The sequence below is a fragment of the Micromonospora sp. NPDC049230 genome (assembly GCF_040647875.1).
Lineage (GTDB): Bacteria > Actinomycetota > Actinomycetes > Mycobacteriales > Micromonosporaceae > Micromonospora.
In genome coordinates, this window is the sequence record NZ_JBEZCZ010000041.1 from 23,055 (window position 1) to 44,591 (window position 21,537).

26 protein-coding genes are annotated in these 21,537 nt (G+C 72.7%); 10 read left to right on the forward strand and 16 right to left on the reverse strand.

Going from position 1 to position 21,537, the window contains the following annotated elements; translation table 11 throughout:
- Positions 1-173: 173 nt before the first annotated feature.
- Positions 174-1,538, reverse strand: a complete 1,365-nt coding sequence (gene mshA / locus AB0A95_RS27635; RefSeq protein WP_357558653.1) for a D-inositol-3-phosphate glycosyltransferase — start codon at positions 1,536-1,538, stop codon at positions 174-176.
- A gap of 203 nt (positions 1,539-1,741) precedes the next feature.
- Between mshA and AB0A95_RS27640 the strand changes: the two genes are divergently transcribed.
- Positions 1,742-2,509, forward strand: coding sequence for an SDR family oxidoreductase (locus AB0A95_RS27640; protein ID WP_357558654.1), 768 nt, complete (start codon positions 1,742-1,744; stop codon positions 2,507-2,509).
- Between the two features lie 129 nt (positions 2,510-2,638).
- Positions 2,639-3,436 (forward strand): class I SAM-dependent methyltransferase, encoded by a 798-nt coding sequence (locus AB0A95_RS27645; RefSeq protein ID WP_357558655.1) that lies wholly within the window; start codon positions 2,639-2,641, stop codon positions 3,434-3,436.
- A gap of 153 nt (positions 3,437-3,589) precedes the next feature.
- On the opposite strand, the gene AB0A95_RS27650 is transcribed toward AB0A95_RS27645, so the two are convergent.
- Entirely contained in the window at positions 3,590-4,672 is a 1,083-nt protein-coding gene (locus tag AB0A95_RS27650) for a UDP-N-acetylmuramate dehydrogenase (RefSeq protein ID WP_357558656.1), read from the reverse strand.
- Between the two features lie 69 nt (positions 4,673-4,741).
- On the opposite strand from AB0A95_RS27650, the gene AB0A95_RS27655 reads away from it, so the two are divergent.
- The 4 genes from AB0A95_RS27655 to AB0A95_RS27670 all read left to right on the forward strand — a co-directional run bounded on the left by AB0A95_RS27655 (position 4,742) and on the right by AB0A95_RS27670 (position 8,296).
- Entirely contained in the window at positions 4,742-5,500 is a 759-nt protein-coding gene (locus tag AB0A95_RS27655; protein WP_357558657.1) for a maleylpyruvate isomerase family mycothiol-dependent enzyme, read from the forward strand.
- 272 nt (positions 5,501-5,772) lie between these two features.
- Complete coding sequence (locus tag AB0A95_RS27660; protein ID WP_357558658.1) at positions 5,773-6,780, forward strand: LacI family DNA-binding transcriptional regulator; 1,008 nt, start codon at positions 5,773-5,775, stop codon at positions 6,778-6,780.
- A 204-nt stretch (positions 6,781-6,984) separates the two neighbouring features.
- Positions 6,985-7,398 (forward strand): RidA family protein, encoded by a 414-nt coding sequence (locus AB0A95_RS27665; RefSeq protein WP_357558659.1) that lies wholly within the window; start codon positions 6,985-6,987, stop codon positions 7,396-7,398.
- 1 nt (position 7,399) lies between these two features.
- On the forward strand, positions 7,400-8,296 hold the full coding sequence (locus AB0A95_RS27670; RefSeq protein ID WP_357558660.1) for a GNAT family N-acetyltransferase: 897 nt from the start codon (positions 7,400-7,402) through the stop codon (positions 8,294-8,296).
- 30 nt (positions 8,297-8,326) lie between these two features.
- Here the strand turns inward: AB0A95_RS27670 and AB0A95_RS27675 are convergent, their stop codons facing one another.
- A complete protein-coding gene (locus AB0A95_RS27675; RefSeq protein WP_357558661.1) occupies positions 8,327-8,842 on the reverse strand; it encodes an O-acetyl-ADP-ribose deacetylase in 516 nt (171 codons plus the stop codon).
- A gap of 1 nt (position 8,843) precedes the next feature.
- Positions 8,844-9,635 (reverse strand): EI24 domain-containing protein, encoded by a 792-nt coding sequence (locus AB0A95_RS27680; RefSeq protein ID WP_357558662.1) that lies wholly within the window; start codon positions 9,633-9,635, stop codon positions 8,844-8,846.
- A 63-nt stretch (positions 9,636-9,698) separates the two neighbouring features.
- Here AB0A95_RS27680 and AB0A95_RS27685 point away from each other — a divergent pair, with 63 nt between their 5' ends.
- On the forward strand, positions 9,699-10,667 hold the full coding sequence (locus AB0A95_RS27685; protein WP_357558663.1) for a WYL domain-containing protein: 969 nt from the start codon (positions 9,699-9,701) through the stop codon (positions 10,665-10,667).
- Here AB0A95_RS27685 and AB0A95_RS27690 read toward each other — a convergent pair.
- The 6 genes from AB0A95_RS27690 to AB0A95_RS27715 all read right to left on the reverse strand — a co-directional run bounded on the left by AB0A95_RS27690 (position 10,658) and on the right by AB0A95_RS27715 (position 15,022).
- Entirely contained in the window at positions 10,658-11,572 is a 915-nt protein-coding gene (locus AB0A95_RS27690; RefSeq protein ID WP_357558664.1) for an SDR family oxidoreductase, read from the reverse strand. The two genes, AB0A95_RS27685 and AB0A95_RS27690, sit on opposite strands and share 10 nt — an antisense overlap.
- 46 nt (positions 11,573-11,618) lie before the next feature.
- The gene (locus AB0A95_RS27695; protein WP_357558665.1) at positions 11,619-12,356 is read right to left on the reverse strand and encodes an alanyl-tRNA editing protein; all 738 of its coding nucleotides are present in this window, start codon (positions 12,354-12,356) and stop codon (positions 11,619-11,621) included.
- Between the two features lie 11 nt (positions 12,357-12,367).
- Positions 12,368-13,255 carry an alpha/beta hydrolase gene (locus AB0A95_RS27700; protein ID WP_357558666.1) on the reverse strand — a complete coding sequence of 296 codons (888 nt, stop codon included), beginning with the start codon at positions 13,253-13,255 and terminating at the stop codon, positions 12,368-12,370.
- The gene (locus AB0A95_RS27705; protein WP_357068255.1) at positions 13,252-13,566 is read right to left on the reverse strand and encodes a DUF2516 family protein; all 315 of its coding nucleotides are present in this window, start codon (positions 13,564-13,566) and stop codon (positions 13,252-13,254) included. The genes AB0A95_RS27700 and AB0A95_RS27705 overlap by 4 nt, the downstream gene beginning before the upstream one ends.
- Positions 13,567-13,637: 71 nt before the next feature.
- A complete protein-coding gene (locus AB0A95_RS27710; protein WP_357558667.1) occupies positions 13,638-14,426 on the reverse strand; it encodes a hypothetical protein in 789 nt (262 codons plus the stop codon).
- Positions 14,423-15,022 (reverse strand): helix-turn-helix transcriptional regulator, encoded by a 600-nt coding sequence (locus AB0A95_RS27715; RefSeq protein WP_357558668.1) that lies wholly within the window; start codon positions 15,020-15,022, stop codon positions 14,423-14,425. The genes AB0A95_RS27710 and AB0A95_RS27715 overlap by 4 nt, the downstream gene beginning before the upstream one ends.
- Before the next feature lie 111 nt (positions 15,023-15,133).
- On the opposite strand from AB0A95_RS27715, the gene AB0A95_RS27720 reads away from it, so the two are divergent.
- The gene (locus AB0A95_RS27720; RefSeq protein ID WP_357558669.1) at positions 15,134-15,931 is read left to right on the forward strand and encodes an alpha/beta hydrolase; all 798 of its coding nucleotides are present in this window, start codon (positions 15,134-15,136) and stop codon (positions 15,929-15,931) included.
- Positions 15,932-15,968: 37 nt separating this feature from the next.
- On the opposite strand, the gene AB0A95_RS27725 is transcribed toward AB0A95_RS27720, so the two are convergent.
- From AB0A95_RS27725 to AB0A95_RS27740, 4 genes are all read right to left on the reverse strand, one after another.
- Entirely contained in the window at positions 15,969-16,928 is a 960-nt protein-coding gene (locus tag AB0A95_RS27725; RefSeq protein WP_357558670.1) for an asparaginase, read from the reverse strand.
- A 94-nt stretch (positions 16,929-17,022) separates the two neighbouring features.
- On the reverse strand, positions 17,023-17,850 hold the full coding sequence (locus AB0A95_RS27730) for a 3-keto-5-aminohexanoate cleavage protein (RefSeq protein ID WP_357558671.1): 828 nt from the start codon (positions 17,848-17,850) through the stop codon (positions 17,023-17,025).
- Between the two features lie 23 nt (positions 17,851-17,873).
- On the reverse strand, positions 17,874-18,986 hold the full coding sequence (locus AB0A95_RS27735; protein WP_357558672.1) for a folate-binding protein: 1,113 nt from the start codon (positions 18,984-18,986) through the stop codon (positions 17,874-17,876).
- On the reverse strand, positions 18,983-19,411 hold the full coding sequence (locus AB0A95_RS27740) for a Fur family transcriptional regulator (RefSeq protein WP_357558673.1): 429 nt from the start codon (positions 19,409-19,411) through the stop codon (positions 18,983-18,985). Before AB0A95_RS27740 ends, AB0A95_RS27735 begins: the two co-directional genes overlap by 4 nt.
- Positions 19,412-19,480: 69 nt before the next feature.
- On the opposite strand from AB0A95_RS27740, the gene AB0A95_RS27745 reads away from it, so the two are divergent.
- Entirely contained in the window at positions 19,481-20,359 is an 879-nt protein-coding gene (locus AB0A95_RS27745; RefSeq protein ID WP_357558674.1) for an aminotransferase class IV, read from the forward strand.
- Positions 20,360-20,420: 61 nt separating this feature from the next.
- On the opposite strand, the gene AB0A95_RS27750 is transcribed toward AB0A95_RS27745, so the two are convergent.
- Both AB0A95_RS27750 and mtfM read right to left on the reverse strand, forming a co-directional pair.
- On the reverse strand, positions 20,421-21,011 hold the full coding sequence (locus AB0A95_RS27750) for an FABP family protein (RefSeq protein ID WP_357558697.1): 591 nt from the start codon (positions 21,009-21,011) through the stop codon (positions 20,421-20,423).
- 5 nt (positions 21,012-21,016) lie between these two features.
- Positions 21,017-21,121 carry a small membrane protein MtfM gene (gene mtfM / locus AB0A95_RS27755; RefSeq protein ID WP_030327764.1) on the reverse strand — a complete coding sequence of 35 codons (105 nt, stop codon included), beginning with the start codon at positions 21,119-21,121 and terminating at the stop codon, positions 21,017-21,019.
- 12 nt (positions 21,122-21,133) lie between these two features.
- On the opposite strand from mtfM, the gene AB0A95_RS27760 reads away from it, so the two are divergent.
- A complete protein-coding gene (locus AB0A95_RS27760) occupies positions 21,134-21,508 on the forward strand; it encodes a DsrE family protein (protein WP_357558675.1) in 375 nt (124 codons plus the stop codon).
- The last annotated feature ends 29 nt before the right edge of the window (positions 21,509-21,537 follow it).

The window sequence follows — 21,537 nt, forward strand, 5'->3', positions numbered from 1 at the left end:
GCCCGCGCACCGGTTGGCGGCGACGCCCCCGGTCACGCGACGCCCCCGGTCAGGCAACGCCCGACCCAAGCGACGCCCGCTCGGGCGACGCCGGCTCAGGCGACACCCACGCAGGCGACACCCGCTCAAGCGACGCCCACTCAGGCGACACCCGAGTCACGCGACGCCCCCGGTCACCAGGAGCAGGAGAGTGCCGGGTTGCCCGCCAGATCGGCCGCGAGCCGGGCCCGGTGCGTGGCGATCGCCTCGCCGTAGACGCCGAGCAGGCCGGCGACCGTGCGGTCCCAGGAGAAGTGCCGGGCGTGCTGCTCGGCCCCGCGGCCCAGCACCGCCCGAAACGCCTGGTTCGGCAACAGGCGGCCCAGCGCACGGGCCCAGTCGACAGGGTCGTGGCCGTCGATCAGTACGCCGCTGACCTCATCCCGCACGGCGGTGACCAGCCCTCCGACGGCGGCGGCAAGCACCGGCGTACCGCAGGCCTGCGCCTCCAGGGCGACCAGCCCGAACGATTCGTTGTGCGAGGGGACGGCGACGACGTCGGCCGCCCGGTACAGGGCCGGCAGGTCGTCCCCGGTGAGCGGTGGCAGGAACCGCACCCCGTCGGCGACACCGAGCGTGGCAGCCAGCTCGATCAGCGCGGTCGGACGGTCAAGCCCGCTGCCGCTGGGCCCGCCGCAGATCACCACCGTCACCTGGTCGGCCAGCGCCGGGTCGCGTTGGCGTAGGGCGGCAACCGCGCGGATCAGCACGTCGGGGGCCTTGAGGGGCTGGATCCGACCGACGAAGGCAACCACGTACCCATCGGCGGGAAGCCCCAGCCGGCGGCGGGCCTCGCGGGCGGCCGCGGACCGGTCGCCCGGTGCGGGCCGGAACCGGCCCAGGTCGACACCCGGCTGTACGACGGACACCCGTGCCGGGTCGGCGTCGTACCTGTCGACGAGGTCGCTGGCCTCGACCCGGGTGTTGGCGACCAGGCGGTCCGCCTCGGCGACCACCTGCTCCTCGCCGATCACCCGGGCCTTGGGCTCTGGCCGGTCGCCGGCCGCGAGCTGGGCGTTCTTGACCTTCGCCAGGGTGTGTGCGGTGTGCACCAGCGGCACCCCCCAACGCTCCTTGGCCAGCCAGCCGACCTGGCCGGAGAGCCAGTAGTGGGAGTGGATCAGGTCGTAGTGCCCGGGCGGGCGGGACGCCTCGGCGCGCAGCACCCCGGCACTGAAGGCGCACAGCTGGCCGGGCAGCTCTTCCTTGGTGAGGCCCTCCAGCGGGCCGGAGGTGATGTGTCGGACCTGCACCCCGGGTGCCATCTCGACGACCGGGGGCAGGTCGCCGGAGGTGGCCCGGGTGAAGATCTCCACCTCGACGTTCGCTTCGGCGAGCCGCCGGGCGACCTCGAGGATGTAGACGTTCATGCCACCAGCGTCGCCTGTGCCGGGCTGGTGCAGGGGGGAGGTGTGCACCGAGAGGGTGGCGATTCGGCGAGGCCGGGGCCACGGTCGGGCACCTCGCTGACGCCCGACACCGGTGTGCAGTTCCGCCACATCCGCTCCTTTGTCACGGTAGATGCCGTCTCGCACGACCGGCGCTCCTCGGTCAACCTGTACGCCAGGTGTCATCTTCCCCATCGGGCTTCGGAAATTCCCCGGCGCGGGTCCCGGGGGTGACGGACCTCATCACCGCACGCCCATCGATGACCGCCCCGCCCGGTCCGCTGGGGTCCGACGGGCGGGGGGACAATGTCGCAATGACCCCTGTCGCCATCGTCACCGGAGCGTCCAGCGGGATCGGCGCGGCCACCGCCCGCCGACTCGCCGCCGAGGGCTTCCACGTGCTCGCCGCCGCCCGTCGCGCCGAGCGGCTCGCCGACCTGGTCGCCGACATCACCGCCGCTGGCGGGCAGGCCACTGCCGTGACCTGCGACATCACGTCGGACGAGTCGGTGGCCGGGCTGGCCGAGGCCGCCGCCCAGGCGCCCGGGCCGCTCACCCTGCTTGTCAACAACGCCGGCGGGGCGCGCGGGCTGGACCCGGTGGAGTCCGGCTCGGTCGCCGACTGGCAGTGGATGTACGACGTGAACGTGCTCGGCACGCTGCGGGTCACCCAGGCGCTGCTGCCGGCGCTCGAGGCGTCCGGCTCCGGCACCATCGTGGTGGTCTCCTCCACCGCCGGCCTGACGGTGTACGAGGGCGGGGGCGGCTACACCGCCGCGAAGCACGCGCAGACCGCCATCGCCGGCACGCTCCGTCTGGAGTTGTGCGGCCGGCCCCTGCGGGTGATCGAGATCGACCCGGGCATGGTGCGGACCGAGGAGTTCGGGCTGGTCCGCTTCGAGGGGGACGCGCAACGGGCGGCCGCCGTCTACGCCGGGGTGCCGGGGCCGTTGGTCGCCGAGGACGTCGCCGACTGCATCGCCTGGTGCGCCACCCGCCCCGAGCACGTCAACATCGACCGGCTGGTGGTCCGCCCGCGGGCGCAGGCCGCACAGCACAAGGTGCACCGGGTCGGCCAGTGAAGCGCGAGGAGTGAGCCGGGTTTGCGAGCCCCGCGGTCGCGAACAGAGACAACGCAGTGAAGCCCGAGGAGTGAGCCGGGTTCGCGAGCCCCGCGGTCGCGGACGAACGCCGACCGGGCGGCGTGCGAAGTGAGCGGCGCGGCACGGCGTCGGCCGCTCGGTGTGGTCACACGCGGGACGACCAACCCGAACCGGCTCCGTCGGGTGGACAACTGGATCGTCGCCACCTGCGCCGACCGGCTGTTGGCGGCGACCGACCCGCTGGTGGTCGATCTCGGCTACGGTGCCAACCCGGTGACCGCTGTGGAGCTGCGCGCTCGGCTGGCGGCGGGGGTTCGTCCCGACGTACGGCTGGTGGGGTTGGAGATCGACCCGGCCCGGGTGGCCGCCGCGGCCCCGGCCGCCGACCCGCCCGGCCTGACGTTCGCCCGGGGTGGGTTCGAGTTGGCCGGGCTCCGGCCGGTGCTGGTCCGCGCGTTCAATGTGCTTCGACAGTACGACGAGAGCGAGGTCCCGGACGCCTGGCGGACGATGACCGCCGCGCTCGCCCCGGGCGGGGTGCTCGTGGAGGGTACGTGTGACGAGTTGGGGCGGCTCGCGAGCTGGCTGCTGATCGACGCCGACGGCCCTCGGACGCTGACCCTGGCCGCGAAGCTCACCACGCTGGGCAGCCCCGCCGAGTTGGCCGAGCGGCTGCCCAAGGCGCTGATCCATCGCAACGTCCCCGGTGAGCCGGTGCACGACCTGATTCGCGCCCTGGACGACGCCTGGCAGGCCGCCGCCCCGTACGCCACCTTCGGCCCCCGCCAACGCTGGCTGCGAGCGGTAACGCGTCTTCGCGAGTCAGGTTGGCCCGTCCTGAACAACCCCACCCGCTGGCGCCAGGGCGAACTAACCCTCCCCTGGCCCCTCCCCACCCTCCCGTAACCCACCCACCCCACCCCGCCCCACCCCACCCCGACCGCGTCGATCATGGAGTTGTGGTGGGCGCTTTAACCCCGACAGGGGCAAACATCCCCCACCACAACTCCTTGATCGACAAGAGCGGGTGTTGTGGGTGTTGCGTGGTTTGGGTTTGGGTTAGAGGGTGCAGTTGATGAGGACTGGTTCGGGGTGGAGGGTCACGCCGAAACGGGCCTGCACCGTGTCGCGGATGTCTCGGGCCAGGGTGAGCAGGTCACCGGTGCTGGCCGTGCCGCTGTGGTTGGTCAGGGCCAGGGTGTGCTTGCTGGAGATCGAGACTCCGCCCTCGCCGGGGTGGCCCTTGGTGAAGCCGGCCTTGTCGATCAGCCAGGCCGCGCTCACCTTGACCAGGCCGTCAGCTCCCGGCCAGGCGGGCGGGTCGCCCAGCTCGGCGGAGCGCTCCAGCAGCAGCTCGTACGTCGCCTGGTCCAGCACCGGGTTGGTGAAGAAGGAACCGACCGAACGAGTGTCCGGGTCGGTGGCATCGAGCACCATGCCCTTGCCCGCGCGCAGCCGCAGCACCGCCGCTCGGGCGTCCGCCAACGGCACCTGGTCGCCCACCTCGACACCGAGCGCACGAGCCAGCTCGGCGTAGCGCACCGGGCCGGAGAGCGAGGATCGGGTGAGTCGGAAGTCGACGGACAGCACCACCCAGCGGTCCCGGTACTTGAAGATGCTGCCCCGGTAGGCGAACCCGCAGTCGGCGGCGGGGATGGTGTGGCGGGTGCTCTCGACCCGGTCGTACACCTCGACGCCGGTGATCGTCTCGGCGACCTCCTGGCCGTACGCGCCGACGTTCTGGATCGGGGTGGCGCCGGTCGAGCCGGGGATGCCGGAGAGGCATTCCAGCCCGGCCCAGCCGTTGGCAACGGTGGCGGCGACCAGGTCGTCCCACGGCTCGCCGGCGTCAACCCGTACCGTGACCGACCCGGCGTCCTCGGCGACGACGCCGAGGCCACGGGAGCGCACCAGCACGACGGTGCCGGGAAAGCCGGGCTCGCCGACCACGACGTTGCTGCCACCAGCCAGGATCAGGACCGGCTCGTTCGCGGCCCGGACGGCCCGGACGATCTCGTCGGCACTGGTGGCGGTCACGATCCGCTCGGCCGGCCCACCCATCCGTAGAGTGGTGTAGCTGGCCAGTGGACCAGGGATGGCACGATCGGCTTCGGTCGTCGGCTGGGCGGAGGCGTCTGGCACGCCCTTCACCTTAGGCTGACTGATAGCCGCGGCACCCACTGGTCGCCCGGCACCCCCGGGAGGATGGCGATGAGCAGACTGCAGGGCAGCAAGGATTTCTGGATCGGGGCGCTCCGAGCGGAGGGCCCGGCGTTCGCGGCGGCGGTGGCCGAGGCTCCGCCGGAGACACCGGTTCTGTCTTGTCCGGGCTGGACGGTCAACGACCTCACACTGCACCTCGCTGGCATCTACCACTGGGTCTCGTCGTTCGCCGGGTCCGGCCAGACCGCTCAGCCGGCCCGCCGGGACCAGCTTGCGGCGGACCCGGGCGTGAGCCCGCTCCAGCTGTGGCAGCAGGGGTACGACAAGCTGATGACCGTCTTCGACGGGCTCGACCCGGAGGCACCGGCGTGGAACTGGGCCCCGCAGCCGAAGAAGGCCGGCTTCTGGCCGCGTCGGATGGCGCACGAGACGGCTGTGCACAGGTGGGACGCCCAGCTCGCCATCGCCGCCGGTGATCCGGTGGAGGCGAAGCTCGCGGCCGACGGGGTGAGCGAGGTGCTGGACACCTGGCTGCCGGCGGGTCGGCGGCGGACGCCTGGCGACTGGCGCGGGGTGGTGCAGCTCACCGCGACCGACGCGGCTCAGGAGTGGTATTTGCGGCTGCGCGGTGAGGGGGTGGCGCTGCTCGACACGGCGACCATCTTCGACCACGACGATCATCACGCGCGGGCGCAGGTCAGCGGCACGGCGAGCGACCTGCTGCTGGCGCTCTGGGGTCGGGTGAGCTTCGACACGCTTGTCGTTGCCGGCGATCGTGCCCTGTTGGACGGCCTGCGGGCCAAGTGATCGATTCGCTCTGACCGAGGGCGTCACCCCGGCGGGTGACGCCCTCGTGCGGTCGGGTGCCGGGACGCGAGAGAGCGCTCTCTTGACAGGGCGTGCCGTATCGGCCACCCTCGGCGGGGCGATCTGCCGTGGCGGTCTTCTCGTATGGTCGTTCCTGGACACCTCTACCGAACCGAGGGCCACCGCAAACAATCAGGACGCGGCGCGTCGACCCGGCGCAGCGGCACGGGGTGTTTCCCGGAACGGGCTGTGACGAGCGGGGGGAAGGCACGATGACGACGGCGCAACGGCCGACGCTCGAAGCGGTGGCGGCGCGGGCCGGGGTGTCCCGGGCGACCGTGTCCCGGGTGGTCAACGGGTCCACCACCGTCGCCGAGCCGATCCGGGAGGCGGTCACCCGGGCCGTCGCCGAGTTGGGATACGTGCCCAACCTCGCCGCCCGCAGCCTGGTCACCCAACGCACCGACTCGGTCGCCCTGGTCATGCCGGAGGCGGCCACCCGGGTCTTCTCCGACGACCAGGTCTTCCCCGGCATCATCCGAGGCGTCAGCCAGGAGCTGGAGGCGGCCGACAAGCAACTGGTGCTGATGCTCGCCGGCTCACCGGCCGGGCACCACCGGGTCGAGCGGTACACCACCGGCCGGCACGTCGACGGGGTGCTCTTCGCCTCGCTGCACGGTGCCGACCCGCTGCCCGGCACGCTCGCCCGGCTCGGCATTCCGGTGGTGGTCAGCGGCCGGCCGCTCGGCGACGTGCCCGTGCCGTACGTCGACGTCGACCACGTGGCCGGCGTGACCGCGGCCATCCGACACCTGATCGACAGCGGTCGTCGGCGGATCGCCACCATCGCCGGCCCACAGGACATGGTCGCCGGCATCGAACGGCTCAGCGGCTACCGCAGCGCGGTCGCCGACGCGGGGTTGCCCGAGCTGATCGCCGTCGGTGACTTCACCCGGGAGTCCGGCTCGGCGGCGATGCGTCAACTGCTCACCGAGCACCCCGACCTGGATGCCGTCTTCGCCGCCTCCGACCTGATGGCGCACGCCGCCCTGCGGACGCTGCGCGAAGCCGGCCGGCGGGTGCCGGAGGACGTCGCGGTGGTCGGCTTCGACGACATCGAAACCGCCGCGTACACCGAGCCACCGCTGACCACCGTCCGGCAGCCGATAGTGGAACTCGGCCGGCGGATGACCCGTCAACTGCTCAGGCTGGCCGCCGGGGAGACGATCGAGCAGGCGGTCATGCTCCCCACCGAGCTGATCCGCCGCGCCTCCGCCTGACCGGTCGCGCCCGCCCGCGCACCTGCCCGCGTCCCGCGGACCCGCGCGCCTGCGCGCCTGCGCCAAGATCCGCACAACTTCGCCGTTGTTGGGGCCCCACGACACCCGGAGGCACCAACACCCCTGAAGTTGCTGCCTCCTCGACGTGCCGGGCACGGGCTTAACTCCTCGCTGCGGCGGGCGATTATCGTTAGCCTCGCCGGCATGCCTGAACATGTCGCGTTGCTGCGCGTCCCCGCACTCTCCGACGTCGCCGAATACGCGTACGCGGCCACCGTCGAGTCACCCGCCCGACTGGTCTTCACCGCCGGCGCCTGCCCCCTGGACGCCGAGGGTCGCACCGTCGCGCCGGGTGACCACGCCGCACAGGCTCGGCAGGTGGTGGCGAACCTCCAGACCGCCCTCGCCGCGGCCGGTGCGTCACGCACCGACGTCGTCAAGACCACCGTGTACGTGGCGTCCTCCCGGCAGGCCGACCTGGTGACCGTCTGGGAGGTGGTACGCGACTTCTTCGGCGACCACGACCCGCCCAGCACCCTGCTCGGCGTCACAGTGCTCGGCTACCCCGACCAGCTCGTCGAGGTCGAGGCCGTCGCCGCCGTACGGACGGGGGCCTGACATGCGGATCCGCGTGGCGCAGCCGGACGACGCGCCGGGTGTGGTGGCCCTGCGGGCGATGGTCTTCCCGTACCTGGTGCGCGGGGTCGAGTCGACCCGGAAGATGATCGCCGAGCCGCCACCCGAGGAGGCCTGGACCGCGTTCGTCGCCGAGGCCGACGACCGCGTTGTCGGTTGGGTGTCCGCCGAACGCATCGGGACGACCTCGACGGCGGACGTCGGTGGCATCAACCTGCTGCACGTGCACCCGGAGCACCGGCGGCGGGGCATCGGGACGGCGCTGCTGACCGCCGCGACCGACTACCTCCGCCCGTTGGGAGTCCGCCGGGTACGTGCCATGGCACTGCCGGATGCGCTGCCGTTCGCCAGTCGACACGGCTACGAGCCCAGCCGGGAGGTTCGCTACTCGGCGCTCGACCTGAATCCGGCGCCGGCACTGCCCGAGCCACCCCCGGGGGTACGGCTGCGTCCGATCGCCGAGGTGGACCCGCACCTGCTGTACGCGGCGGATGTGGCCTCGGCCGTCGACGAACCGAACGACGTGCCTGTCGACGCGAAGAGCTACCAGAGCTGGCAGTACGACGTGTGGGACAACCTCGGGCTGGACAAGACGGCCAGCGTCGCCGCCGAGGTCGACGGTGTGGTGGTCGCCTTCAGCCTCGTGAAGCGGGACGGTGACCGGATGTGGTCGGACTACACGGGCAGCGTTCCGGCGTACCGGGGGCGCGGGCTGGCCCGGCTGGCCAAGACGGCGGCGCTGCACCGAGCGGCCGCCAACGGCGTACGCGTCGCGTACACCTCGAACGACGAGGCGAACGCGCCGATGCTGGCGATCAACGCCCGACTGGGCTACCGACCGGTGACGTCCCAGTGGTCCTGCCTGGCCGAGCTGGCCTGATCGAGGCGAGGGCGGTGGCTGGGATCGGCGTCAGGCGGCGTCGAAGACCTGGCGAGCTGTCGCGTGGGTGTCGGCGCCGAAGAGCACCAGGCGTGCCTCGGTGACGGCGACCGGCGTGGCCGAGCGCAGCACCGACAGCGCCTGCCGGACCGCGTCGTCGAGCGGCCAGCCGTAGATGCCGGCCGAGATCAGCGGGAACGCCACAGTGGACGCGCCCAACTCGTCGGCCACCCGCAGGCTGTTGGCGTAGCAGTCGCGCAGCAACGCCGACCGGTCCTCGCTGGCCGACCAGACCGGCCCGACGGTGTGGATCACCCAGCGGGCCGGCAGTTCCCCGGCCGTGGTCGCCACCGCCTGGCCGGTGGGCAGGCCCCTGCCGTAGTGGGAGGCCCGCAGCGCCCGGCACTCGGCCAGGATGGCCGGTCCACCGCGCCGGTGGATCGCGCCGTCGACCCCACCGCCGCCGAGCAGGGACGAGTTGGCGGCGTTCACGACGGCGTCCACGCGCTGGGTGGTGATGTCCCCCTCGACCAGGGTGATCTCCATGTCAGTCCTTCTCGATCGACTGGCCCAACGATCGACGGGCCAGCAGGGTGGCGCCGGCGACCGCCGCCGGCATGATCAGCACCGCGCCGAGCGGGATGAGGAAGCAGAGGAAGACCGCCACCCCGAAACCGAGCGAGGTGGCTCGGTCGGCCTTCAGGATCGTCCGGCGCTGCGGCAGCCGCATCCCCCGCCGGTAGAACGGCGCACCGACCAGCTCCACGGCAAGGAACCACCCGCCCACCGCCGCCCCGATGACCGGAACGACAGTTTGCCCGACCACCGGGATGAAGCCGGCGAGGAACAGCGGAATCCCGACCAGCGCCGTGAGCGCCACCAGCCGTACCGAGTCGGCGAGGCTGCGGCGCAGTGACGACCAGAAGGGCACGTCCACAGCGCCGGGTGTGCCGCCGTACCGCTGCTCGACCTGCTCGGAGATCTTCTCGTAGAACGGGTCGCCGATGACAAGGGTCACCGCGGTGAAGGTGAGCACCCCGAGCAGGCCGCCAACCCCCAGGAAGGCCAGCCCGGCGATCACCCGGACCAGGCTGCGGGAGGTGCTCGACCAGTCGTCGGCGAACGGGGTGACGAGCGCGGCGAGGTCGTCCACGAAGTACACGAGTGTGGCGAGCGCGGCCAGGAACAGCGCACCGGAGATCAGCGCCGGCACGATGCCGAGCAGCATCAACCCCGGGCTGCGGACGTAGAGGCCCAGGCCGCGCAGGAGCAGCCCCGCCCCGGCGAGGAAGCGTCCGACGACCCCGGTCACCGGGCTGGCGATTCTGCTGGCATCCACGATCGAGCAGCCTAGCGAGCGGTGATCGGATCCGCCCGACGATGCGCGGGGCAGGATGGGCGGGTGCGCGCGTCCCGGCTGATCTCGTTGCTGCTGCTGTTGCAGTCACGCGGCTCGATGACCGCCGGCGAGCTGGCACGGGAGTTGGAGGTCTCCGAGCGGACCGTCTACCGGGACGTGCTGGCGCTCTCCGCGGCGGGCGTGCCGGTCTACGCCGACCGGGGTCGGGCCGGCGGTTATCGCCTGCTCGGCGGTTACCGCACCCGACTGACCGGGCTGACCAGGGACGAGGCGGAAGCGCTCTTCCTCAGCGGGCTGCCCGGGCCGGCCGGCGAGATGGGGCTCGCCGACGCCGTCGCGTCCGCCGAGCTGAAGGTGCTGGCCGCGCTGCCACCCGCCCTGCGCGACGCGCCGGCCCGGGCCGGGCAGCGGTTCCACCTGGACGTGCCGGGTTGGTTCCGGGAGACCGCGCCACCGCCCTGGCTTCCCGAGCTGGCCCGGGCGGTCTGGACGGACCGGGTGGTGGAGTTGCGCTACCGGCGCGGCGACCGGGAGGTGACCCGCCGGGTCCAGCCGTACGGCCTGGTGCTCAAGAGCGGGGTCTGGTATTTGGTTGGTCGCGTCGATGACGACGCCCGCACCTACCGGGTGGACCGGGTCACCGGGGTCGAGGTGGGCGAGGAGCACTTCGACCGCGACGAGGGCTTCGACCTGGCCGGGCACTGGCGCGAGCAGGCCGGGTCGTTCCTGCGGACCATGCTGCGGGCCGAGGTCGCCGTCCGGCTCAGCCCCGCCGGCCTGCGCCAGCTCCGGCACCTGGTCGATGCCCCCACCGTGTACGACGAGGTGCTCGCCGCCGCCAGCCCGCCCGACGGGCAGGGCCGGGTGGTGGCGCGGCTGCCCGTCGAGTCGGTCCAGGTGGCGTACCACCAACTGCTGGGGCTCGGCCCCGAGGTGGAGGTGCTCGATCCACCCGAGCTGCGGAAACTGTTCGCCGAGGCGGCCGACCGCCTGGGCGCGCTCTACCGGTAGCCGGTGACGTCCGCCGGCTTACCCGCGTCGACCACCTCGGTGATGTAGCGGAAACCCTCCGGTTGGCTGCCGTCGAGGTCGGTGAACCCGTACACCTTGGACAGCGTGCCGGCGTCGACGGACCTGCCGCTCCAGCGGGCCTTCTCCTCGTCGGCGGCGAGCGCGGCCACCGCACGGCCGACGAAGGCCGGGGTCTCCGAGATGAGGAAGTTGGGGTCGGTGGCGGCGCCGTCGCGCCAGTTCTCCTCGGTGACGCCGAAGTGCTCCAGCATCGCCTCGGAGCGGATCCACCCCGGGGTGAGCGCCACCGCAGTGCAGCCGTGCGGCTTCAGCTCGTGCGACTGGGAGAAGGCGAGCCGGTTGACCGACACCTTGGCCAGGTCGTAGAAGACCGACAGCCGGTAGTTCTCGTCGTTGTACGCCTTGGTCCCGTCGCCCATCTCCACCACCAGCCCGCCGGGCCTGCGGATCAGCAGGGGCAGGGCGAAGTGGCTGGTGATGATGTGCGTGTCGATGGCCAGTCGCAGGGTGCGGAAGCCGGCGTCGAGCGGCTGCTCCCAGACCGGCTTGTCCCAGGTGACCAGCGGGTCGCCACCCCAGATGTCGTTGACCAGCACGTCGAGCTGGCCCTGCTCGGCGTCGATCCGGGCGACCAGGTCGCGGACCTGCTCCGGCACCAGGTGGTCGACCCGTACGGCGATGCCGGTGCCGCCGGCGGCGGTGACCAGTTCGGCGGTCTCCTCGATGGTCTCCGGCCGGTCCATCTCCGAGCGGCCGGCGCTGCTGCTGCGGCCGGTGGCGTAGACGGTGGCCCCGGCCGCGCCGAGCTGCACCGCGATCTGCCGTCCGGCACCCCGGGTGGCGCCGGCGACGAGCGCGATCTTTCCTGTGAGCGGTTGCGTCATGCCTGCGACGTTGTCAGGAATACCTGACAACCGACGTCCGAATTTGTCAATCCACAAGTCTGACCCGGACCCGGCGGTTGGCCCGCCCCTTGCTCTCCACCTTGACCACCTGCACCTTGCCGATCTGGGCGGTGGACGCCACGTGGGTGCCGCCGTCGGCCTGCACGTCCAGCCCGACGATGTCGACGATGCGGACCTCCTGCTCGTCCGGCGGGATGAGGTTGGACTGGGTCCGGATGATGTCCGGCAGGGCCAGCGCCTCGGTGCGCGGCAGCACCCGCGTGGCGACCGCCCGGTCGGCGGCCACCTCGGCGTTGACCAACTCCTCGATGCGGCTCTTGAAGCCCGGTGGCACCTCGGGGAGGTTGAAGTCCATCCGGGCCTCCCCCGGTTCCATGTTCCCGCCGGTCACCAGCGCGCCGAAGTCGCGGAACACCACACCGCAGAGCACGTGCAGCCCGGAGTGGGTACGCATCAGCCGGCTGCGGCGCTCGTCCTCCAGCGCGCCGACGACCTCGGTGCCGGCCGGCGGCAGCGGGTCACCCTCGGCGGGGATCAGGTAGGGGTCGTCGCCCTTGCGGGTGCCGACGATCCGGGTCTGCACGCCCTGCCACAGCAGCACGCCGTGGTCTGGTGGTTGGCCGCCGCCGCCCGGATAGAACGCCGAGCGGTCCAGCACGATGCCCTGCTCCGGGTCGGCGTGCAGGACCGTACAGGTCCACTCGCGCAGGGTCGGGTCGGCGAGGTCGAGTCGGTGCGTGCGGCCATGTTGTGTGACGCCCATGACAGGGCACGTTACTCGTTGAGGAAGCCGGCGATGCGCTCCCGCAGGTCGGCGCGCTCCGTCCAGAGGACGCCGGGCCTGTCGTACACGTGCAGGGTGGCTTGCGGCAGCGCGGCGGCGAGTCGCTCGGCGACCTCGACCGGATGCAGGTCGTCGCCCGCACAGCCGATGACGAGCGCCGGCGCGGTCACCGCCGCCAGATCACCGATCTGGCGCAGCGACGTCTGCGCCCCGAGCGTGGCCAGCCCCTCGGCCAAACCGTCGCGCAGCAGTTGGTCGAGCCGCTGCCGCAGGTACGCCCAGCCGGCCGGAGTGTTGCGCACCACCGCGGGCATCTCCAGGGAGACGACGTCGGCGACCGCCGACGCGTCCCCGCTCTCCACCGCCTCCAGCAGACCCGTGATCCGTTCGTGGGCGACCGGCCCGCGCGGCTCGTCGAGCACCGCCGGCAGGAAGAAGACAAGCTTCTCGAATCGCTCCGGGCTCTCCGCGAGCAGGCGACAGAGGGCACCCGCGCCGAGGCTCGCGCCGAACGCCCGACTGGCCCCGCCGAGGTCCGCGATCGCGCGCAGATCCCGGGCCAGGTCCAGGTAGTCCCACGGCCCGTCCGGGGCATCGGAACGGCCGTGCCCGCGGAACTGGAAGAACACCTTGCGGCCGGTCACTCCACTGCCGAACGGGCGGGTGGTGGCGATGCCGTTGCCCAGCCCGTGCGCGAAGACGGTGACCGGGTCACCGGTGCCGGTGACCAACCGCTCCAGCCGTACGCCGTGCGGGGTGGTGACAAGCTCGGTCTCCGGCTCCGGCAGCGCCGGTCGGCCGGTCCGCGGCCCACCCGGGCCGGGACCCCAGGTGCGGGGGCCGCTGTCCGGTGGGGGTGGCCAGCGGAAACCTCTCACCAGGACCCTTTGCCGTCACCGAGTTCGCGGAGGCCGACTCGGACGTCGAGGAGGTAGATCAGACCGGCGGCGATGCCGACAAGTCCGAAGAGGCTGATCGGGCCGAAGCCGAGCAGGGTGAGCACGAGGCAGACCGCCAGGATGGCGATCCAGCCACCCTTGGGTAGCGTGCCGATGGCCGGGAAGGCGTCGGAGCGCTGCGTGATCGCGTGCACCAGGGCGACACCCTGGACGATCAGCGCGAAGACGAGCAGGATCAGCTGGATCACTTCACGGACGGCGAAGGCGAAGATCGGCGCGGCGTTGGCCATGCCGGCAAGTTTATGTCCACGACCCCGGCTACGTCCGACAAGGACGCCGCCGGGGTCGTCGACCGCACGAACTACTCGGCCGCCGGGCGGGTCCGCTTGGTGGCCCCGGGCAGCTTCGCCGACGGGGTCGCGGTCGGCTTGGGGGCCTTCGGGGCACGGGCTGCCTTCTTGACGGCGGCCGGCTTGGCCTCGGCGATCTCGGCCACGTCGGCCGGGGTCGGCACCTCGGCCGGAGGCGGCACCTCGGCGGGCGCGGCAGCCGGGGCGGCCGGGGTCGTGGTGACGGGCGTCACGGCCTGGGTGGCCTCGATGTCGGCGTTGACCGTCTCGGCGGCCTCCAGCACACCGGCGCCGACGACCCGCTCGCCACGGGCGACGAGCGCACCGTACGCGGCGAAGGCCCGCTCCTGGGCGGCCTGCGCGCCCGCGAACACCATGATGGCGTTGCGGGTCGCGGCGGCACGCAGCTTGTCGAGGTCGGTGACCTCGCGCAGCTTGGCCAGGTCGGCAACCTCGCGCAGCTTGGCCAGGTCGGCAACCTCGCGCAGCTTGGCCAGGTCGGCAACCTCGCGCAGCTTGGCCAGGTCGGCCGACTCGCGGAGCTTGGCCAGGTCCAGCTCGGCCTGCGCCCGGTCGCGCAGCGTCCCGGCCGTCTCATTCGCGGTACGCAGCGTCTCGGTGGCCTTCTGCCGCAACTCGAAGCCGGTCAGCACGGCCCGACCGCCCAGGTCGGCGACGACCCGGGTGCCGAGGACGCCGACCACCGCCGGCAGCTTGCGCAGGTGCTCGATGGCCAACTCACCGGCACCGGCGGCGGCGTAGATCGGGGCGGGGATGCGGTTGGTCTTCGGCTCGCTCATGACGTCTCCTCTTCGGCCGCCTCGGCGGCCTTCTTCTCGGGGGTGCTGGTGCTGCGTGGGGCGGGGGCGGCGCCCGCCTCGGTGACGGCAACCGACTCAAGTGCGGCCTCGGTCGGGGTGCCGCCAGCGGTGGTGGGGCCGGTGGCGGCCAGGTTGGCCACGTCGGCGGGCGGGTCGGCGACATCGGTCGGGGTGGTCGCGCCGGTCGGGGTGGTCGCGCCGGTGCCTTCGGTGTCGGCCCGGGCCTCGGCCAGCCGGGCGTTCTCCCGGCGGAACGTCTCGTAGATCTGGCTGAGCGACTGCTTCTGGGCCATGGTCAGGTCGGCGTCCACGGCGATGGCGGCCAGCACACCGTGGCCTTCCTTGTCGTCGAGCAGACCCGCGCGCAGATACATCGCGGGGGTGGACACCCGCAGCGCGCTCGCCAGTTGCTGAAGCACCTCGGCGCTCGGCTTGCGCAGGCCGCGCTCGATCTGGCTGAGGTACGGATTGCTGACCCCCGCCTGCTCGGCGAGCTGCCTCAGCGAGATCTTGGCGTTGCGCCGCAGATCACGGATGAACCCGCCGACGTCGGGAAGGTCCTTGGGTGTGGCCATGACAGCGACGCTAACCGGCCGCGCTAGCTCTTGCAAGCAAAATGCTAGCCACAGTTAGCAACGTCTCAGCGCCCGTTTGCGCACCGCTTCGCCGATCCGTACGGTCCGTTCGTGCACAAGATCACAGTCAATGGAGCAAGCATCGCGTACGACGAGGCCGGCACGGGTTCGCCCGTCGTGCTGCTGCACGCCGGCATCGCCGACCGACGGATGTGGCGGGGGCAGCTGCCCGCGCTCGCCGCCCGGCACCGGGTGATCGTTCCGGACCTGCGCGGCTACGGAGACTCGGAGCTGCCCCCGACCCCGTTCGCACACCACGACGACGTGGCCGGACTGCTGGACGCGCTCGACCTGCCCCGGGCCGCCCTGGTCGGCTGCTCCTTCGGTGGGTCGGTCGCCATCGACACCGCACTGGCCCACCCCGACCGGGTGAGCGCGCTCGCGCTGTTCGACACCGCGGTCTCCGGCAACGAGTGGTCCGAGGAGGCCAACGACCTCTGGGACAGCCTGGTCGGGGAGGTCGATCCCGACGACTTCGTCGCCGGGGCGGCCGGCGAGGTGCGGTTCTGGGTGGTGGGCCCGGCCCGCCGACCGGAGGACGTCGACCCGGAACTGCTCGCGTTCGCGCAGGAGATGGACCAGCGCGCCCTCGCCGCCGAGCTGGCGCTCGGCGCGGTCGAGGTGGGCGAGCTGACGCCACCGGCGATCGGCCGCCTCGGTGAGCTGAGGATCCCCGTCCTGGTCACCGCCGGTGCCGCGGACGTGCCGGACATCAGTCGACTCGCCGACCGGATCGCCGCCGAGGTCCCCGGCGCGGTACGAATGCCCGACGTGCCGGACGCCGCGCACCTGCTGCCGCTGGAGCGGCCGGAGCCGGTCAACGCCGCACTGCTCGACTTCCTGAGCTAGCGGCACGCGCCGCGAAAGGCGGCCCCGACCGGTGGTGTCACCAGAGCGGGCGGACCGCGCCGACCGGGACCCCGCCACCAAAGAGCGGCACCTGGGCGTACTCGGTCAGCACCGGCGCGTCCACGCCGAGCCGGCGCAGCGCGGAGACCAACACCGGCATCCGGGCGCGGTCGGCGCCGTCGTCGATCTTCAGTGCGACGGCGCCGACGCCCGGTAGCGCCACCGCGAACACGCCCTCGGCGCCGACCTTGGCCAGCAGGCCCGGGACGCCACGCATGAGCCGGGTGTCGTCGGCCTGGGTGCCACCGACGATCTCCGGGTACGCGCGCATGGCGTCGGCCACCGCGCGCGGCGCCGAGCCGGGCTCGGCGCCGACAAGCCGGAGGTACGCCCCGGCGAGGCCGGTCAGCGACACGGCGAGCACCGGGGCGCCGCAACCGTCCACGCCCACCGCCGCTGCCTGCTCGCCGGTGAACTCCTCGATGGCCGCCCGCAACCGCTGCTGCAACGGGTGCTCCGGCCGCCAGTAGCCCTCCTGCGGCCAACCGGCGGCCGCGCAGGTCAGCAGCATCCCGCTGTGCTTGCCGGAGCAGTTCATCTGCACCCGGCTCGGGCCGCCACCGGCGCGCAGCACCGCCTCCCGGGCGGCAGTGCCCGCCGGCAGGTCGGGCGGACAGTGCAACGCTTCCGCGTCCAGCCCGGCGCGCTCCAGCAGCGCAGCGACCCGGGCCAGGTGGAAGTCCTCACCCGCGTGGCTCGCCGACACCAGGGCCAGGTCGGCCGGGTCGGTGAACGTCAGACCGGCCCGAAGCATCCCGATCGCCTGCATCGGCTTGCTGGCCGACCGGGGAAAGACCGGCGAGTGCACGTCCCCGGCGGTCGCCACCGGCACACCGGCGGCGTCCAGCACCACCACCGAGCCGCGGTGCGCGCCCTCCACGAACCCGGACCGGACCACCTCGGCGAGCGGCGCGCCGCCCTCGTACGTCTTCGTCACGCGCTGGACGGTACCGACGGTCCCGGGGTGCCCGTCGGCGGGGTGACCAGGTCGTCCATCGCCCGGGTGACAGGGGTGTGGGACGCGCCCGTCCTTACAGGCCGAGCAGCTCGCGGGCCTCGGTGGTGGTCAACGGCGGACGCTGGGCCAGCTGGGCGAAACCCACGGCGCGGGCGACCAACTGCATGTTGGACTCCACCGGGCGGCCCTTCGCGTACGTCACAGTGTCCTCCATGCCGACGCGCAGGTGCCCGCCCGTCGACAGCGCGGCCAGCAGCACCGGCAGGGTGCTGCGGCCGATGCCGGTGGCCGAGAAGGTGGTGCCCTCGGGCAGGTCACGCAGCATCCGATGGGCGGCGACGAGCGTCTCGGTGGTGCCCGGCATGCCGCCCGGCACGCCCATCACGAAGTCGACGTGCACGTGCCCGCCGGCCGGCAGCCCGTACTTGCCGAGCAGGCGCTGCAACGCGGACAGGTGGCCGAGGTCGAAGATCTCGTACTCCGGAACGATCCCGCGCTCCTGCATCCGGGTGTGCAGGTCGACGATGAACTCCCAGCGGTTGAGGAAGACGTCGTCGCCGAAGTTGACGGTGCCCATGGTGCAGGAGGCCATGTCCGGCCGGGCGTCGAGCACGGCCAGCCGGGCGGCCTCCGGGTCGGTCACCGCACCGCCGGAGGACAGCTGCACGATCAGGTCGGTGCTGTCCCGCAGCGCCGCCACCGTGTCGGCCAGACGCACCGGGTCCAGCGACGGTCGGGCCTCGTCGTCGCGGATGTGGACGTGGATCACGGCGGCGCCGAGCGCCTCGCACTCCTTGGCGGTGAGCAGCAGCTCGTCGAGGGTCACCGGCAGTGCCGGCACCTCCGCCTTCGCCGACTCCGCGCCGGTCGGGGCCACCGTGATCAACGTCCCTGTCGTCATGCCGGCGATCCTAGACGGCCCGTTCAGGAGGGGTCGATCGCCGCCGCGGTCTCCCCGATCATCAGCGCGGCGTCGTCCGCGACGTTGCGCTTCAGCACGGCGAGGGCGACCTGGCCCAGCTCGTGGTGCAACACGGCGGTGCCGACGAAGCCCACCGCCCGGCCGTCGAGGGTCACCGGGGTTCCGGCCACCGGCGGTTGGTCGGTGGTCACGCCGTCCAGGTGCAGCAGCACGAGGCGACGCGGCGGCCGGCCCATGTTGTGCACCCGGGCCACCGTCTCCTGCCCCCGGTAACAACCCTTGTCCAGGTGCACCGCCGGGCCGATCAGATCCACCTCGGCCGGAATGGTCCGGTGGTCGGTGTCCACCCCGACCCGGGGCTGCCGGGCGGCCACCCGGATCGCCTCGTACGCCCACAGGCCCGCGACCGGCACGCCCGCGCCACGCAGCTCGGCCACCACCTGGTCCATCGCCGGGCGCGGCACCAGCAGGTCCACCCCGAGCAGGCCCCGTCGGGCCCAGCCGCCGATCGGCAGCGGTTTGACGTCGTACCGGACGCTCGCCCGTGCTGGGACGGCGCCGGCGGCGAACTTCGGACCGGGCACCGCGACCAGGTCCGGTCCGGCAAGCCCGGTCACGCCGAGCGTGGCCAGCGCCTCCGTGGCCGCCGGCCCGACAAGCGACAGCAACGCCCGTTCGGCTGTCGCGTCGCGCGGGTCGACCCGGCTGAAGAACCGCATCTTCTCCAGGTAGGTCAGCAGGCCCTCGGTCGCACCCGGCTCGGTGTCCAGCCAGGCGGTCTCGCCGTCCTCCGCGACGAGGGCGTGCTGCTCGACGTGCCCGTGCGGGGAGAGCACCAGCAGCTCGGTGCCCTCACCGGCGGCCAGCGTCGTCAGGTGCTGCGAGGTGATCGTGTGCAACCATCCGGCGCGTTCCTCCCCGGGCACCGCGATGACCCCCCGGTGCGACCTGTCGACGAGGCCGACCTCGGTGTCGAGGGTGCGCTGCTCGCGCAGCGGATCGCCGTAGTGCGCGGCCACCCCCCGCACCCCGGCCGCGACGTGCGCCGGATCCGGCTGGTCGCGGCTGGCCTCGTCGATGCTCTCGACGGCCACCGCACCCGCGATGTCGATCATTTGTTGTCCCCGTTCTCGCAGCGTGCGCAGACGCCGAAGAGTGACACGTGCCCGATGTCCACCCGGAACCCGCGCTGCGCGGCCAACTCGTCGGCGAGCGGGCGGAGCAACACCGGATCGATCTCGTCGATCGCCCCACACTCCCGGCAGACCAGGTGGACGTGCTGGTGCTCACCCGCCGCGTGATAGGTCGGTGAGCCGTGCGACAGGTGGGTGTGGATGACCAGGCCGAGCCGTTCCAGCAGCTCCAGCGTGCGGTAGATGGTGGTGATGTTGACGCCGGCGGCGACCTCCCGCACGGCGGTGTGCACCTGCTCCGGTGTGGCATGGCCCAGGTCGAGCACCGCCTGGAGGACAAGCTGCCGCTGGGCCGTCAGCCGCAGCCCACGGGCCCGCAGCATTTCCGCGAGGGAGGATTCGGACACCGTCCGATCATAGTTCGGTCACCGTGCCGAGCGGCGCACCGCGATCGACCGCCGCTACGCTCGGCAGCCATGGTGACGTCGCCCACCGGCAAGGCCGCAGCCCAGCCGACCGCGCGGATCGCCGTCCTCGGGCGCGGCCCGGTGGCGGCCGGCGATCCGGTGCTGCGCGGCGACGATCTCGGCGTCCTGCGTGGCGACGGCCTCTTCGAGACCATGCACCTGCGTCAGGGCCGGCCGTGGCTGCGCGACGAACACCTGGCCCGCCTGGTCGCGGCGGCCGACGCCGTCGAACTGGCCGTGCCGCCCACCACGGCGCTGATCGACCTGCTCGACGGGGTACGCGCAGGCTGGCCAGCGGCTGTGGAAGGGGCACTTCGGCTGGTCTGCACGCGAGGCCCGGAGAGCGGCGGACCGCCGACGGTCTACGCCACGCTGGCCGGGGTGCCGGCGGCCTCCCGGGCAGCCCGCCGGGACGGGATCGGGGTGGCCACCCTGCCGCTCGGGGTGCCCGCCGACGCCCGCAACGGGCTGAGCTGGCTGCCCGCCGGGATCAAATCCACGTCGTACGCGGTCAACAGCGCCGCCCGCCGCTGGGCCAACCGGGCCGGGGTGGACGACGTGCTGTGGGTCTCCTCCGACGGGTACGCCCTGGAGGGCCCCTGGGCCAACGTGGTGTGGCTCACCGACGACACGCTCTGCACGGTGCCGGCCGCCACCACCGGCATCCTCGCCGGCACGACAGTCGCCTGGCTGCTCGCCCACGCCGGCGAGCTGGGCCTGAGCGCCGCCGAGCGGATGGTCACCACCGCCGAGCTGCACGCGGCGGACGGCGTGTGGTTCACCTCGTCCGTGCGCGGGGCCGTCGAGGTCCACACGCTGGACGGGGTGCGTCGGGACCGCTGCCCGCGCACCCCCGCCCTACAGGCCCTGCTGGGTTACCCCGTCTAGCGCTGTGTCAAAGCCCCTGGCCGGCCCGCGGCGGGCCCAGGGCGTTTGACACCAACCCTGGTCAGCCGCCGACCCGGACGAGCCGGGCGGAGAGGTGCGGGCTGAGCCCGTGCCCCACCGCGGCCATCTCCTGGGCGTAGAGCAGCGCGCCCTCGACGATGCCGAAGAGCCGCTTACCGCCGGTGACCTCCTTGGCGGTCGGAGTGCGGACCACAGCGTCGGTGGCGAACTCCACCTGCGTGCCGGTGCGCTTGCCCAGGTGCAGCTCCATCACCCCGGTCGGCGTGGTCAGCAGCACCTCCAGCTCATCGGTCGCCCGACCGTCCACCAGCACCGGTCGCCACCAGCCGATCTCACGACCGGCGGGACGGACCGGCCTGCTCTGCTCGTCCAGGATCCAGGCACGGGACTCGTAGTGCAGGAACGGCCGGCCGTCATGGCTGATCCGGATCTCCTGCGCGTAGTCGAAATCCTCGATGGTGGGGAAACCACCCTTGCCCCGGCCGCGCCACAGACCGACGTAGGGCAGCAGGCCGTCCAGCGCGGGATGCAGCTTCGGCCCGACCCGCAGGTCGTGACTCTCCTCGAACGGGTACTCCTCGACCGGCGGCGCGTTCAGCCACGGCGGCTGTAGCGGGTTCTCGTCGCTCACCAGCGTCACCAGCGTCCTCTCGAAATGCGTACGGCAAGGTAGACCAGGCCACCGGCGAGCCCGCCCAGGCCAGCGACCAACAGGCTGACAAACCCGATCTCGGTAACCATCCCGACCATCCTATGCTGGGCCACATGGCCCGCACTCTCGTCGTCAAGGTCACCGCCGGGGCGGACGCCCCGGAGCGGTGCGCACAGGCATTCACTGTCGCCGCGACGGCCGTCGCGGCCGGGGTGGACGTGTCGCTCTGGCTGACCGGTGAGTCGACCTGGTTCGCCCTGCCCGGTCGTGCGCAACAGTTCGAGCTGCCGCACTCGGCGCCGCTTGCCGAGTTGTTGCACGTCATCCTGACCAGCGGCCGGGTGACCGCCTGCACCCAGTGCGCGGCCCGACGGGAGATCGGCCCGGACGACGTCCTGCCCGGCGTCCGGATCGCGGGCGCCGCGGTCTTCGTCGAGGAGGCGATGGCCGACGGCGCGCAGGCACTCGTCTACTGACCAGCCGACACGGTCTGTCGATTCGAGCG